The sequence below is a fragment of the Kitasatospora sp. NPDC008115 genome (genome assembly GCF_042957205.1).
Classification (GTDB): Bacteria; Actinomycetota; Actinomycetes; order Streptomycetales; family Streptomycetaceae; genus Kitasatospora.
The window spans coordinates 168,654-183,473 of record NZ_JBIBHU010000007.1 but is presented as its reverse complement, the minus strand read 5'-3'; the positions used below and the strand labels follow the sequence as shown (position 1 = coordinate 183,473).

Genomic DNA, 14,820 nt, shown 5'->3' with positions numbered 1-14,820 from the left:
ACGGGAACGGCGGGCGCCGTCAGGTGTCGCGTCCCCCGGCCTGCCGGGGGATCCGCGGGTGCTCGCCGGGCTCCCCGGCGCCGGTCGGCAGCCCGAGCAGGAGGGCGACCACGGGCAGCGCGGCGTCGGCCCGCGCACGGTCCAACTCGGCGACGTCCCCGACCGGTTCGGCGCTCCCGGGGCCGAGCGGGCCGGCCGCCACCCGGCTGCCGACGGTGTGCCTGACCCCGGCCTCCAGGGTGGCGAAGGTGCGCCGCAGCAGCGGCAGCACATCGGTGAAGACCTCCGCCGGGACACCGGTCAGCCAGCCGTCGAGCAGGCCCAGCAGTCGCGGGTCGTGGAGCAGCAGCGCGCCGCCCCCGGTCAGGAAGCCCTCGATCCAGCCGGCGGCGTCCGCCGGGCTGTTGGCGGCGGAGAGCACCAGCCCGAGGCGCCGCCCGGCCTCCGCGGAGTCGAGCCGGCCGTCGTCCAGCAGCAGCCGGACGGCGCGCCCGCGCAGCAGGCCGGGGACGCCGGTGGCCGGTCCGCCGGACGGCTCGCGCCGGGCGAGCGCCCGCAGGGCGGCGGCCCAGCGGTCGGCGAGTCCGGTGGCGGGGCCGTCCGCCCGGTCCTGGTCCAGCAGGCCGATCGCGCCGTGCACCTCGTCGAGGTGGCCGCGCATCGCGGCGGCGCCGGCGGCGTCCAGACCGGTGCAGGCGGGCGGCATGCCGACGCAGATCCGGTCGGCGAGACCGGCGGCGACGTCGCCGAGCGCGCCGTCGTCGGTGCCCCGGACGTCGCCGTAGCGCAGCGCGCGCACCAGGGCGGGCAGCGCACCGGCCAGGTGGGCGACGTCGGTGTCCAGGGCGGCGCAGTCGGCGAGCACCCGCATCACGGCGGGCAGCGCCTCGGCCAGCCCGGCCACCAGGCAGGTCTCCACCAGCCCGGTGAGCTCGGCGAGTTCGACGGCGCTCCGGGCGGTGCCGACCGCCTTGCCGACGGCGGCCCGCTCGACCGTGGTGCCCCACTGGGCGGCCTCGGCGATCCGGACGGCGAACTCGGGCTGCCAGCACAGCCGCCAGCTCTCCCGGAAGGTGCCGGTGGAGGCGACCGAGGAGCGGGCCGGCACGCCCCAGTCGACACCGAGCAGGCGCAGCCGGTGCAGCAGCCGGGAGCGGGCCGCGTCGGTCTCCTTGCGCAGGTCGAGGTCGAGGTCGCGCGGGGTGGGCTCGGGCTTGAGCCGCAGGGTGCGCTGGATCCGGGTGAGGTCGCGCTGGAGCGGGACGGCGGGCGCGGCGTCCGGCACCTCGCCGAGCGCGTCGCCGATCACCAGCCGGTCCTGGACGAGGGCGAGGGCGACGTCCGAGCCGTCGCACATCACCGCGCGGACGGCGTCCAGCGTCTCGGTGAGCCCGGCGAGCGGACGACCGCGCAGCACGGCGAGGGTGCGGGCCAGCCGGACGGCCTCGATGACGTGCGCGGAGGAGACCGGGTGGTCCTCGGAACGCAGCAGGTCGGCGGCCCGGGTGAGCCAGCCGGGCAGCGGGTCGCCGTCGGTGCGGTACAGGTGGTGGTACCAGCCCGGGGAGACGATCCCGGCGCCGTAGCCGGTGAGTTGGGAGAGCCTGCGGTGCGTCCAGGGCACCCAGGTGACCTCGGTGCGCACCTTCTTCGGCAGCTCGGCGAGCAGTGCCCTGTCGTGCGCGACGGTCGGCATGGCGGCCAGGGCGGGGACGTGGAAGGCCCCGCAGACGACGGCGATCCGGCGGTGGCCGGCCCGGCGGGCGGCGCGGATCTGCTGGCGCATGTACGCCTCGCGCCGCTCGTCGCGCCGGCCGGCGCCGCCGCCGTCCTCGCGCAGTGCCGTCATCGCCTCGGCGACGGCCGCGAAGGGCGCGAGCGCGTCCTCGTCGTCGCCGGGACGGCGGTGTTCGACGACGTCCTCCCACCAGCGTTCCGGGTCGTCGTGGCCGGCGGCCTCGGCGAGCCGGGCGATCGGGTCGCGCGGCAGGCCGGCGTCGTCCTCGTCCTGGTCCCCGCCCTCGTCCCCCTCCTCGTCGCCGGTGTCCGCGAAGGCGTAGCCGGCCGGCAGGTCGATGAAGCGGAGCGGGACGCCGACCTCGCCGGCGTAGCGGATCGCCACCCACTCCGGCGAGAACTCGGCGTACGGCCAGAACGCGGCGCGGGCCGGGTCGTCGGCCGCATGGGCCAGCAGGGCGACCGGCGGCACCATGTCCTTCTCCGCGGCCAGCCCGAGGACGGGGTCGGCCTCCGGCGGCCCCTCCACCAGGACCGCGTCCGGTCGCAACTGCTCCAGCGCGGCGGCCACCGAGCGGGCCGAGCCGGGGCCGTGGTGCCGGACGCCGAGCAGCGTCACCTCTGCGCTCATCGCGCTCTCCCTCCCGGGTCTTCCGAGGTTGCGGTCATTTGGTGCACGGTCGTGCGGTGCACGGTCGTGCGGTGCACGGTCGTGCCGTTCAGTGGGCGTTCTCACGGGCGGCGCGGTAGAAGTCCTTCCAGCCGTCGCGCTCACGGACCACGCCCTCGACGTACTCGCGCCAGACCTGCTGGTCGGCGGCCGGGTCGCGGACCACCGCGCCGATCACGCCGGCCGCGACGTCGCCGGCCCGCAGCACGCCGTCGCCGAAGTGGGCGGCCAGCGCCAGGCCGTTGGTGACCACCGAGATGGCCTCGGCGGTGGAGAGGGTGCCGCTGGGGGTCTTCACCTTGGTCCGGCCGTCGGTGGTGATGCCGGCCCGCAGCTCCCGGAAGACGGTCACCACGCGCCTGATCTCCTCGGCGCCGCCGGGCAGTTCGGGCAGCTGGAGGGAGCGGCCGAGCTGCTCGACCCGGCGGGTGACGATCTCGACCTCCTCCTCCAGCGAGGCGGGCAGCGGCAGCACCACGGTGTTGAAGCGGCGGCGCAGGGCGCTGGAGAGCTCGTTGACGCCGCGGTCGCGGTCGTTGGCGGTGGCGATGACGTTGAAACCGCGCACGGCCTGGGTCTCGGTGCCCAGTTCGGGGACCGGGAGGGTCTTCTCGGACAGGATGGTGATCAGACTGTCCTGCACATCGGCCGGGATGCGGGTCAGTTCCTCGACCCGGGCGATCCGGCCGTCCGCCATCGCCCGCATCAGCGGCGAGGGGACGAGCGCCTCCCGGCTGGGCCCGTTGGTGAGCAGCTGCGCGTAGTTCCAGCCGTAGCGGACGGCCTCCTCGGGGGTGCCGGCGGTGCCCTGCACCAGCAGCGTGGAGTCGCCGCTGATCGCCGCGGCGAGGTGCTCGGAGACCCAGGTCTTGGCGGTGCCGGGCACACCGAGCAGCAGCAGCGCGCGGTCGGTGGCCAGCGTGGTGACGGCGACCTCCACCACCCGGCGCGGGCCGATGTACTTGGGGGTGATCACGGTGCCGTCGGGCAGCTCGCCGCCCAGCAGGTAGGTGGCGACGGCCCACGGGGAGAGCTTCCAGCGCTCCGGGCGCGGCCGGTCGTCCTGGGCGGCCAGCGCGGACAGCTCGGCGGCGAACGCGTCCTCGGCGTGCTGCCGCAGGACGTCGGTCACGACGTCGGTCATCGGGGCTCCTTCGGGTCGGCCGCCGGGCGCACGGATGCCCGGGCGGCGGGGTGATCGGGGGGAGCCAGGTCGGCGTCCCGGCCTGCGAGAACCACCATGCACCGGACCACTGACAATCCTGACCGGACCTCAGTTCGGCCCGTCCGGCCCGCGGGTCGACTGTCAGTGCCGCCGCCTACCGTCGTGGTCATGGAGGAACGCTGGAGCACCGAACACGTCCTGTCCCTGGCGCCCGACGCCGCCTCGAAGAAGGCCGCGGGCAAGCTCTCCGCGCCCGCCCCCTGGTCCGGCGCGGGCACCGACGGCGACGCCGTCTGGGGCGAGTGCAAGGGCAGCGGCAGCACGCCCTACCGCACGGTCGTCGAACTCGCCACGCCCGCCTACCAGTGCAGCTGCCCGAGCCGCAAGTTCCCCTGCAAGCACGCCCTGGGGCTGCTGCTGCTCTGGAGCGGCTCGCCCCGCTCCGTGCCCGACGGTGCCGAGCCCGCGGACTGGGCCGCCGAGTGGCTGAAGGGCCGCCAGGAGCGCGCCGAGCAGCGGGCCGCGCGGGTGGAGGCGCCGGCCGACCCGGCCGCCGCCCGCCGCCGCGCCGAGAAGCGCTCCGCCCGGGTCGCGGCCGGCGCCGCCGAGCTGCGGCTGCGGCTCGCCGACCGGGTCCGGCACGGCCTGGCCGACCAGTCCACCGCCGGCCCCTGGGAGGAGGTCGCGGCCCGCATGGTCGACGCCCAGGCGCCCGGCCTGGCCACCCGGGTCCGCGAACTCGACGCGGTGCCGCAGCAGGGGCTGCTGGCGGAGTACGCGATGCTCCACCTGCTCGCCACCGCCGCGACCCGCCTGGACGAGCTGCCCGCGCCGCTCGCCGCGACCGTGCGTGCCCGGGTCGGCTACACCACCGAGACCGCCGAGCTGCTGGCAGGACCGACCGTCCGGGACCGCTGGCAGGTCCTCGGCACCCGCACCTCGCCGATGGAGGGGGGCTCGGACGAGCGGCTGACCACCCGCCGGCTCTGGCTGCGCGGCGCCAAGACCGGCCGTCAGGCCCTGCTGATCGCCTTCGGCCGCCCCGGGCAGGCCCCCGAACTCGCCCTGCCCACCGGTCAGGTGGTGGAGGCCGAGCTGGCCTTCCACCCCGGCGCCCGCCCGCTGCGGGCCGTCCTCGGCACCCGCCACGGCGCCCCGGCGGCGGCGGCGCCCGACGGCCCGCCGCCCGGCCTGTCCGTCGCCGAGGCGGTGGCCGGCTACGGCACCGCGGTGGCCGACGACCCGTGGCTGGACGCCTGGCCGACGGTCCTCACCGAGGTCGTCCCGGTGCTCTCCGAGGAGGGCTGGCACCTCACCGACGGCCGGCACACCGTGCCCGTGCACCGCGCCGCCGTCCCGGAGGCCGCGCTCTGGCGGCTCGCCGCCGTCTCCACCGGCCGCCCGCTCACCGTCTTCGGCGAGTACGGCCACCGCGGCTTCGCCCCGGTCACCGCCTGGGGACTGGACGGCCGCCCGATCGGCCTCACCACGACCTGAGCGGGCCCCGCCGCGCCCCGGGCGCGGCCACGCCCGCCGACCCGACGTCCACCCGCACCCGTTCCACCGGAGGAGGAGGCCCCGTGCCCGACCCCTGGGAGTCCCTGCAGACCACCGCCCTGCTGGGCACCGACCGCCGCCCGCTCCCCGCGCCCGGCCCGGCCGCCCCGTACGACGGCGCCGTCGACCGCACCGACCCGGCCGCCGCACTGCTCGAACTCGCCGCCCTGGAGACGGTCCGCCGCCGGGCCGGCGCGCTGCCCGTCCCGGCCACCGCCCCCGCCGGCCGCCCGGCCGCCGAGGACCCCCGCCCCGAGCTGCCGGCCGCCGCCGCCCGCCGGCTCTCGCTGCTGCTCTCCGCCCGGGGCGGCGGCGTGCTCGCCAACGTCGGCGAACTGCTGCCGCAGTGGCTCACCACCGCCCGCGAACGCGGTTACCGCGCACCCGCCGCCAGCGTCCCGGCCCTGCTGGACGCCGCCCGCGCCCGCAGCGAACTGCGACCCGACGCGGTCGCGCTGGCCGGCCCGCTCGGCCGCTGGCTCGCCGAGCGCAACGCGGACTGGCGGTTCGTCCAGCGCGCCGCCACGGAGCCCCCGCCCGCCGCGGACGCCGCGCCCGCCGAGGGCCACCAGGTGTGGCACGAGGGCCTGTTCGCCGAGCGGGTCACCCACCTCGCACTGCTCCGCCGCCACGATCCCGCGGCCGGCCTCGCACTGCTGCACGGCACCTGGTCCACCGAGCGGGCCGAGGACCGGCTGCTGTTCCTGGACGCCCTCCAGCAGGGCCTCTCGCTCGCCGACGAGCCCTTCCTGGAGGCCGCCCTCGGCGACCGCAGCAAGAACGTCCGGGCCACCGCCGCCGAACTGCTCTCCACCCTGCCCGGCTCCGCGCTGGCCGCCCGGATGGCGGAGCGCGCCCGCGCCGCCGTGCGCCTCTCCGACCATGGCACGCATCTGCTGGTCACCCCGCCCACCGCGTGCGACCCGGCCATGCAGCGCGACGGCATACCGCCCAAGTCGCCCACCGGACGCGGCGAACGGGCCTGGTGGTTCGGCGAGGTGATCGCCGCCGCTCCGCTCTCGCTCTGGACCGGGCACACCGGCCTGACGCCCGAGCGGCTGCTCGCCCTGCGGGTCGGCGACGCCATCGACGAGACCAGCAGTACCTGGGCCGACGACCTGCGCGAGGCCTGGGCCCGGGCCGCCGTCCGCCAGCAGGACGCCGCCTGGGCGCGCGCCCTCCTGGGACCCGCGCCGGTCCCCGGCCCCGGGCGCCCCGCCCGCACCACCGGCGCCCCCGCCAAGCTGCTCGCGGTGCTCCCGCCCGCCGAACGGGCCGCCTGGACGGCCGCCTTCATCGAGGCGCACGGCCTCGGCGACGCCTTCCAGCTGCTCGGCGCCTGCGCCACCCCGTGGACGCCGCCGCTGTCCACCGCGGTGGTCGAGGCGCTGGCCCGGGCCGCCGCCTCCGGCGCCTACCCGTGGAGCCACAGCGGGGTGCTCGGCATGACCGAGCGCGCGCTCTCCCCGGAGAGCGCCGCGGCGGTCGAGGCGCTGGCCGCCGGGGCCGCGCCCGCCACCGCCTGGGGCGAGACCTTCGCCCGGCTGGCCGGGACACTGCGCTTCCGCGAGGCGATGCTCGCCGAACTGGCGGCCTGAACGGCCGCGTGAACGGCCGGGTGAACGGCCGGGTGAACGGCCACCGGAAGGACGGCCGGACGCGAACGGGGCCGGCGCCGGACGCGTCGTCCGGCACCGGCCCCGTCGGCGGCTGTCAGCCCGCGGCCCGCAGATTGGCCTCGACCCAGGCGACCACGTCGCTGGTCGGCGTGCCCGGGGTGAAGATGTCGGCGACGCCCATCGCCTTCAGTTCGACGATGTCCTCGTCCGGGATGATCCCCCCGCAGAAGACCTTGATGTCCTCGGCGTCGCGCTCCTTCAGCAGCTCCAGCACCCGCGCGCAGAGCGTCATGTGCGCCCCGGAGAGGATCGACAGGCCGATGCCGTCCGCGTCCTCCTGGATCGCGGTGTCGACCACCTGCTCCGGCGTCTGGTGCAGGCCGGTGTAGATGACCTCCATGCCGGCGTCGCGCAGGGCGCGCGCGATGACCTTGGCACCGCGGTCGTGGCCGTCCAGCCCCGGCTTGGCGACCACCACGCGGATCGGTCCTGACACACCCATCACTGCCTCCCGGACCTCGTCGTCCATCCCCCACCGGACCTTGTGGGCACGGGCGAGGTTAACGATCAATAACCAACCTGAGGGGAGGGTAGCGCCACCCGTCCGGCTTGGCCGCACCACCCCTCAAGACGAGGGGAAAATCACAGACGGCCCACCGCCCCTCCCTGTTCTACCCCGCAACCGCACACCCCCAGCCCCTTGACATACGGACTTTTGTCCGGATGTCCGGCTTCCGGCTACAGTCTCGTCGTTTACCCCGCCCGACGACGCGCCGAGGCCACCGAGGAGGCAGCCGCGATGGCTCCCGAAGCAGCCGCCCGCCCGACCCGTGCGGAAATGCGCCTCGCCGCCCGCGAGCAGTCCCGGTCCCAGCGCCGCGACGCCGCCAAGGCCGCCACCCGCACCGCGCTGCTGCGGGTCGCGCTGCCCTCGGTGGCCGCGCTCGGCGTCGCCGCCGCGGCGGCCGTCACCGTCCAGGGCGAGGCCGACCAGCAGCGCGCCCAGGCCGCCGGCCGGGTCTCCGAGCAGGCCACCGCCGCCGACGCGCCGGACAACGCGCGGACCGAGGCCGCGCAGGCCGCCCAGCAGGCGCTGGCCGCAGGCGAGGCCGAGCAGGCCTCCCGCGGCGACGCCCGCCAGCCGCTCGCCGGCACCCAGGGCACCTCCGACACCGCCGGGCAGCCGGGCGCGGAGGCAGCAGCACAGGCCGCGCAGGCCGCACAGACCGCGCAGGCCGCCGCCACCGAGCAACCGGCCCCCGTGCCGGAGCGCCCCAGGATCGCCATGCCGGTCGCCCAGCACGGCATCGGCGAGGCCTTCGGCGCGGCCGGCACCCATTGGGCCAAGCGCCACACCGGCATCGACTTCCCGGTGGACGGCGGCACCCAGGTGATGGCCGTCGCCGACGGGACCATCCGCACGCAGTGGAACGCGTCGTACGGCTACATGACCATCCTCAAGACCGCCGACGGCACCGAGGTCTGGTACTGCCACCTGCGCTCGTACAAGATCCGCAAGGGCACGGTGAAGGCCGGCGACGTCATCGCCTTCGTCGGCAGCAGCGGCAACAGCACCGGTCCGCACCTGCACCTGGAAATCCGCCCGGCCGGCGGAGGCTCCCCCGTCGACCCGCTGCCCTGGTTCCTCGCCCAGGGCCTCGACCCGCGCTGAGCCCCCGGCCCGCGCCGGGCCGACGGCCCGGCGCGGATGTCACGGGACCTACAGCTTCTCGACCGGCGCGTAGCGCAGCAGCAACTGCTTGCGCCCCTCCGTGCCGAAGTCCACCGTGGCCTGCGCCTTGTCGCCGACGCCGGTGGTGGCCACCACGGTGCCCAGCCCGAAGGTGTCGTGGGTGACCCGGTCGCCGACCGCCAGCGCGACCACCTCCCGCTCCGCCGCCGCGCCCGAACGCCGCGCCGACTGCCCCCAGCCCGCCTTCGGCGAGGCCCCGGCCGACGACCCGCGCGAGGATCCGCCCGCGCCGCCCGAGGACCTCCCGCCCCAGGACGACCCCGAGGAGAAGCCCCGGGAGGCCGGCGCCGGCGCCGCCCCCGTGCGCTTCCACTCCACCAGCGTCTCCGGGATCTCCTCCAGGAACCGCGAGGCCGGGTTGTACGACGGCTGCCCCCAGGCGCTGCGCAGCACCGACCTGGTCAGGTAGAGCCGCTGCCGGGCACGGGTCAGCCCGACGTACGCCAGGCGCCGCTCCTCCTCCAGCTCCTTGACCTGGTTGAGCGCCCGCATGTGCGGGAAGATGCCGTCCTCCATGCCGGTCAGGAAGACCACCGGGAACTCCAGGCCCTTGGCGGTGTGCAGGGTCATCATCGTGATGACGCCCTGCCCCTCCTCGTCGTCCGGGATCTGGTCCGAGTCGGCGACCAGCGCCACCCGCTCCAGGAAGTCGGCCAGCGAGCCGACCGGCGGCGCGCCGTCCTCCCCCGCGTCCGGGCGCTCGCCCGGGTCCTGCTCGTACTCCAGGGCGACCGAGGCCAGCTCCTGGAGGTTCTCCACCCGGGTCTCGTCCTGCGGGTCGGTGGAGGCCTGGAGCTCGGCCAGGTAGCCGGTCTCCTCCAGCACCGCCTCCAGCACCGCCGCCGGGCCCGCGCCGGAGGCGACGACCTGGCGCAGCCCGGCCATCAGCGCGTTGAACTTCTTCACCGCGTTCGCCGAGCGCGCGGCCATGCCGTACGCCTCGTCGACCCGCTGCAGCGCCTGCGCGAAGGAGATCCGCTCGCGCGCGGCCAGCGCGTCGACCATCGCCTCGGCCCGCTCGCCGATGCCGCGCTTGGGCACGTTGAGGATCCGGCGCAGCGGCACGGTGTCCTCCGGGTTGGAGAGCACCCGCAGATAGGCCAGGACGTCCTTGACCTCCTTGCGCTCGTAGAAGCGCACCCCGCCGACCACCTTGTACGGCAGGCCGACCCGGATGAACACCTCCTCGAAGACACGGGACTGCGCGTTGGTGCGGTAGAAGATCGCGACGTCGCCGGGCCTGGCCGCGCCGGCGTCGGTGAGCCGGTCGATCTCGTCGGCGATGAACTGGGCCTCGCCGTGCTCGTCGTCCGCGACGTAGCCGACGACCTTCTCGCCGTCCTCGCCGGCCGTCCAGAGCTTCTTCTTCCGCCGGTTGGCGTTGCGCTCGATGACGGCGTTGGCCGCGCTCAGGATGGTCTGGGTGGAGCGGTAGTTCTGCTCCAGCAGGATCGTGGTGGCGTTCGGGTAGTCCTCCTCGAACTGGAGGATGTTGCGGATCGTCGCGCCGCGGAAGGCGTAGATCGACTGGTCCGCGTCACCGACCACGCACAGCTCGGCGGGCGGCACCTCGGCGAGCCGGCCGGCCGCCGGGTCGACCCAGTCGCCGTCGACGGTGCGCTTCGGGGCGTCCGCGACCGCGCCGCCGCTGAGCTCGCGGACCAGCGTGTACTGGGCGTGGTTGGTGTCCTGGTACTCGTCGACCAGGATGTGGCGGAACCGGCGCCGGTAGTGCTCCGCGACGTCGGGGAAGGCCTGGAGCAGGTTCACCGTCGTCATGATGATGTCGTCGAAGTCGAGGGCGTTGGCCTCGCGCAGCCGCCGCTGGTAGAGGAAGTACGCCTCGGCGAGCTTCTTCTCCATCGGGTTGGCGGCCTGGTCGGCGTAGGTCTCCTCGTCGATCAGCTCGTTCTTGAGGTTGCTGACCTTCGCGGTGAAGGACTTCGGCGGGAACTGCTTGGGGTCCAGGTCGAGGTCGCGGCAGACCAGGGCCATCAGCCGCTGCGAGTCGGCCGCGTCGTAGATCGAGAACGACGAGGTGAAGCCGAGCAGCTTGGACTCGCGGCGCAGGATCCGCACGCAGGCGCTGTGGAAGGTGGAGACCCACATCGCCCGGGCGCGCGGGCCGACCAGCTGCTCGACGCGCTCGCGCATCTCGCCGGCCGCCTTGTTGGTGAAGGTGATCGCCAGGATCTCGCCCGGCTGCACGCCGCGCGCGGCCAGCAGGTACGCGATCCGGTGGGTGAGCACCCGGGTCTTGCCGGAGCCGGCGCCGGCCACGATCAGCAGCGGCGAGCCGGCGTGCAGCACGGCCTCGCGCTGCGGGTCGTTCATGCCCTCCAGCAGGGAGGCCGGGTCGATCACCGGGCGGGCGGCGCCGTTGCGGTACCAGGCGTCCCGCTCCGCCTCGGCGGAGCCCCCCGGCTCGCTGAAAGCGGCGGTGTGGAACAGCCCGTCCGGGATCGCCTCCTCGAAGGCGTCGTACGGAACGTCGTCCTCGTACGGCGGCGGCTCCTCGTCGATCGGCGGCGCGGGCTGCTTCGACCCGGCGGCGGGGGCCTCGAAACCGGGGAGCGGGAGGTCGTCAAAGAGGCTACTCATGGCAATGACGAGTCTATGGCCCCGCGCCGACAAGCCGGTCCGGTCCGGCGGGCGCCCGCCGGACCGGACCGGAAACGCCTAGGCGGACCGGTCCGGAGCCGCCCGGCGGCGGCCGGAGGGCCCGGAGGCGGCGCGCATCGCCTCGATCGACCCCGACAGCCGGCGCTTCAGCAGGTCACCGAGGGGCCGCTCCACCAGCCGGTGCAGCAGCCAGGCCGCCGCCAGGGCCGCGACCAGGGCCACCCCGAGCGCCACCGACGACCGCAGCCCCAGGGTCCGCAGCCAGTGGATCATGGTCCAGCCCGCCTCCTGGTGGATCAGGTAGAGCGGGTAGGTCAGGGCGCCGGCCACGGTCAGCCACTTCCACCGGGCCCAGCCGAAGTAGCCGAGGGCCACCGCGATGATCAGCGCGTAGGAGACGGTGATCACCAGGACCACCACGTTCCAGGAGAGCGGGTGGCCCGCCGCGGCCTCGAAGCCCTTCTTCAGATCGTCGGCCCGGGTCACCGAGACCAGCCAGGTGAAGCCGACGATCCCCCAGAGCATCAGGTTCGGGCCGAAGCGGTACATCAGGTAGATCGCCACGCCCGCGATGAAGTACGGGGCCTCCAGCGGCATCACGAAGGCGGTCAGCAGCGGGTTCCCGGCCTGCGGCACCAGCAGCGACGCCACCAGCCAGATGCCGCAGAACGCCGTCACCCGGCGGTAGCTGAGGCCCATTCGGACGATCACTGCGAAGAGCAGGTAGAACTGGAGCTCCATCCAGAGCGTCCAGTAGACGCCGTCCACGTACTTGGTGCCCAGCGGCCCCTGGAACATCGTGAAGTTGGCCAGCAGGGTCCGCATGTCGATGCCGTCCCTGGCCGCGGCCCGCCCGAGGGTGGGGACGAGGACCAGCACGGCGGTGGTGAACAGGACCGCCGCCCAGTACGCCGGCATCAGCCGCACCACCCGGGAGACGAAGAAGTCCCCGGGCCGCCTGCCCCAGCAGCTCATGCAGATGACGAAGCCGCTGATGATGAAGAACAGCTGCACGCCGAGCCAGCCGTAGGAGGTGAACCGGGATATCTCCGGCATGAAGTCCGCGGGGACGCGGCCTCCCCAGATCTCCGGGACCTCGCTGTCCGCCGTCCAGTGGAAGGACAGGACGCTGAGCGCGGCGACCAGCCGCAGGCCGTCCAGGGCGAACAGCCGGGGCCTGCGGGGGGCCGGACGGGGCGTCTCCTCCCGCGGCGGGGCCGCGCCGTCGCCGAGCAGCGGTCTGGAGGGTTCCGTCACAAACGCGGACATCGGACTCACCGGGGGCTAGCGGCCCCACCGTGGGACTGGTGCGGGCACGACGGAACGGTCCCGCGGAGAATATCGGGACATCCGGTGAATCCGAAAGTACGGCACCGTGCGGCACCCGGACCGCCGCGCCCCGCCCCGGCCACGCGGTCGGGGCGGGGCGCGGCGGGCATCAGACCAGGCGGCGGGCGGTGGCCCAGCGGGTCAGCTCGTGCCGGTTGCTCAGCTGGAGCTTGCGCAGCACCGCCGAAACGTGGCTTTCCACGGTCTTGACCGAGATGAACAGCTGTTTGGCGATCTCCTTGTACGCGTAGCCGCGGGCGATCAGCCGCAGCACCTCGCGCTCGCGCTGGGTCAGCCGGTCCAGGTCCTCGTCCACCGGCGGGGTGTCGGTGGCGGCGAAGGCGTCCAGCACGAAGCCGGCCAGCCGGGGCGAGAAGACGGCGTCTCCGTCACCGATCCGGAAGATCGCGTCGACCAGGTCGGTCCCGGTGATCGTCTTGGTGACGTAGCCGCGGGCGCCGCCGCGGATCACGCCGATCACGTCCTCCGCCGCGTCCGACACCGACAGCGCCAGGAACTTCACTCCCCCCTGCTCCCCCATCAGCCCGGCCGAGCGGCGCAGCACCTCGACGCCGCCGCCCCCGGGCAGGTGGACGTCCAGCAGCACCACGTCGGGCCGCGTCTCGGCCACCACCCGGACTGCGGACTCCACGTCGTCGGCCTCGCCGACCACGTCGATGCCGGTCACCTCGGTGCGCCCGATCTCCGCCCGCACCCCCGTCCGGAACATCCGGTGATCGTCGACCAGCACGACCCGCGCACGACGCTCCGGCGCTGCCTCAGTCATTCGCTCTCTCCATCTCCAGCTCGACCTCGGTCCCGCCGTCCGGCGCGGGCCGCACCCGTGCGGTGCCGCCGTTGCGCTTCATGCGGCCGAGGATCGACTCGCGTACGCCCATCCGGTCCTCGGGCACCGTGTCCGGGTCGAAGCCGGGGCCGTGGTCGCGGACGAACACCATCACGGTCCTCCCCTCGACCTCGGCGTAGACCTGGACCGGTCCCCCGCCACCGTACTTGGCCGCGTTGACGGTCGCCTCCCTCGCGGCCTGCATCTGCGCCGCGATCCGCTCGTCCATCGGGCAGTCTCCGACGATCACCACCTCGACCGGGACGCCGTGCCGGTCCTCGACCTCGGCGACCACCGCGCGCAGGCTCTCCGCCATGGTGTCCGGCGCCTGCTCGGCCACCGCCTCCGGCCGGTAGAGCCACAGCCGCAGCTCGCGCTCCTGGGCGCGGGCGAGCCGCAGCACCTCCTTGGGGTCCTCGGCGCGGCGCTGGATCAGGGTCAGCGTGTGCAGCACCGAGTCGTGGACGTGGGCGGCGATCTCGGCGCGCTCCTGGGCCCGGATGCGGGCGGTGCGCTCGGCACCGAGGTCCTGCCACATCCGCAGCGCGTACGGGCCCAGCAGCACCAGCACACCGGCCAGCACCGCGAGCGAGGCCTCGATCACCGAGCCGATCGTCGAGCCGCTGCCCTGGGTGGCGAGGAAGGCGATGATGCCCGCCACCACCAGCAGCACGCCCACGCCGACCCGGGTGTAGGCGCCGCGCCGCTTGTCGCCCTCCTCCAGGCCGAACCAGCGCTGCCAGCGCGAGTCGTCGGCCTGCCGCCAGACCAGCGCCACACCGACGCCGATCGCCAGCAGCGGCCAGGTGTACGGCTTGGCGGTCTGCACGTTGAGCGCGTTGAGCAGGGCGATCACGCCGATCACCAGCATCACCAGCGCGGCCAGCTGGCCCAGCCCGCCCTGCCGCTGCCCGGCGGGCGCGGCGCCGGACGCGTCGGCCCCCTCGCCCACCTCGGCCGGCTCGCCCCGCAGGGCGTGCTGGAGCACCTCGCGCAGCCGGCCGATCCACCCGCCGCGCCGGCCGTCGTCCTTGCTCAGCTCCCCGCCGCCACCCGGCTGCCAGGAGCCGACCGGGACGAAGGCGCCGTTCACGTACGCCCAGTGCGCGCCGGGCCGCCGGGCGGGCTCGCCGATGCCGATCGGCACCACGAACCAGAACGCCGCGTACAGCAGCCCGCCGAGGCCCTGGGCGAAGAACAGCACCACGAAGGCGATCCGCACCCAGCTGACGGACAGTCCGAGGTGCACGGCGAGCCCGTGCGCGACGCCGCCGAGCATCCGCCCCTGCGGGCTGCGGTACAGCCGGCGGTACGGCGGCCGGCCGCCGTCGGCCGCGGACGGGTCGCCGCCCCCGGGCGGCGCGGGCTCGGGGGCGAGGGGGCGGGATTCGGAACCGGGTGCTGCCACGGCACCGATGGTTCCACGCGGGCGGACCCGGACGCATCAGGGTGTGCCCACGTGGGGACCCTGATGCTTATCAGGGACAAGTCAGGGTCCGAGCAGGGGCGGGACCGGTTGGG

10 protein-coding genes are annotated in these 14,820 nt (G+C 75.1%); 3 read left to right on the top strand and 7 right to left on the bottom strand.

Annotation, left to right across the window (positions count from 1 at the left end):
* Positions 1–19 precede the first annotated feature (19 nt).
* Together ACFZBX_RS12040 and ACFZBX_RS12035 are read right to left on the bottom strand one after the other, a co-directional pair.
* On the bottom strand, positions 20–2,368 hold the full coding sequence (locus ACFZBX_RS12040) for a DUF5682 family protein (protein ID WP_391533281.1): 2,349 nt from the start codon (positions 2,366–2,368) through the stop codon (positions 20–22).
* Between the two features lie 88 nt (positions 2,369–2,456).
* Complete coding sequence (locus ACFZBX_RS12035; protein ID WP_391533279.1) at positions 2,457–3,551, bottom strand: AAA family ATPase; 1,095 nt, start codon at positions 3,549–3,551, stop codon at positions 2,457–2,459.
* A 189-nt stretch (positions 3,552–3,740) separates the two neighbouring features.
* Between ACFZBX_RS12035 and ACFZBX_RS12030 the strand changes: the two genes are divergently transcribed.
* Entirely contained in the window at positions 3,741–5,069 is a 1,329-nt protein-coding gene (locus tag ACFZBX_RS12030; RefSeq protein WP_391533278.1) for an SWIM zinc finger family protein, read from the top strand.
* An 83-nt stretch (positions 5,070–5,152) separates the two neighbouring features.
* Positions 5,153–6,727 (top strand): DUF5691 domain-containing protein, encoded by a 1,575-nt coding sequence (locus ACFZBX_RS12025; RefSeq protein WP_391533277.1) that lies wholly within the window; start codon positions 5,153–5,155, stop codon positions 6,725–6,727.
* Between the two features lie 115 nt (positions 6,728–6,842).
* Here the strand turns inward: ACFZBX_RS12025 and ACFZBX_RS12020 are convergent, their stop codons facing one another.
* Positions 6,843–7,250, bottom strand: coding sequence for a cobalamin B12-binding domain-containing protein (locus tag ACFZBX_RS12020; RefSeq protein WP_350542253.1), 408 nt, complete (start codon positions 7,248–7,250; stop codon positions 6,843–6,845).
* A 297-nt stretch (positions 7,251–7,547) separates the two neighbouring features.
* Here ACFZBX_RS12020 and ACFZBX_RS12015 point away from each other — a divergent pair, with 297 nt between their 5' ends.
* Entirely contained in the window at positions 7,548–8,420 is an 873-nt protein-coding gene (locus tag ACFZBX_RS12015; protein ID WP_391533276.1) for a M23 family metallopeptidase, read from the top strand.
* A 48-nt stretch (positions 8,421–8,468) separates the two neighbouring features.
* On the opposite strand, the gene pcrA is transcribed toward ACFZBX_RS12015, so the two are convergent.
* The 4 genes from pcrA to ACFZBX_RS11995 all read right to left on the bottom strand — a co-directional run bounded on the left by pcrA (position 8,469) and on the right by ACFZBX_RS11995 (position 14,578).
* Positions 8,469–11,102 carry a DNA helicase PcrA gene (gene pcrA / locus ACFZBX_RS12010; RefSeq protein ID WP_391533274.1) on the bottom strand — a complete coding sequence of 878 codons (2,634 nt, stop codon included), beginning with the start codon at positions 11,100–11,102 and terminating at the stop codon, positions 8,469–8,471.
* 78 nt (positions 11,103–11,180) lie between these two features.
* Entirely contained in the window at positions 11,181–12,392 is a 1,212-nt protein-coding gene (locus ACFZBX_RS12005) for an acyltransferase family protein (protein ID WP_391533273.1), read from the bottom strand.
* A 169-nt stretch (positions 12,393–12,561) separates the two neighbouring features.
* Positions 12,562–13,239 carry a response regulator transcription factor gene (locus ACFZBX_RS12000; RefSeq protein ID WP_344345562.1) on the bottom strand — a complete coding sequence of 226 codons (678 nt, stop codon included), beginning with the start codon at positions 13,237–13,239 and terminating at the stop codon, positions 12,562–12,564.
* Positions 13,232–14,578: a PspC domain-containing protein gene (locus tag ACFZBX_RS11995; protein ID WP_391533394.1), complete on the bottom strand. Its 1,347-nt coding sequence runs from the start codon at positions 14,576–14,578 to the stop codon at positions 13,232–13,234. Before ACFZBX_RS11995 ends, ACFZBX_RS12000 begins: the two co-directional genes overlap by 8 nt.
* Positions 14,579–14,820 lie beyond the last annotated feature (242 nt).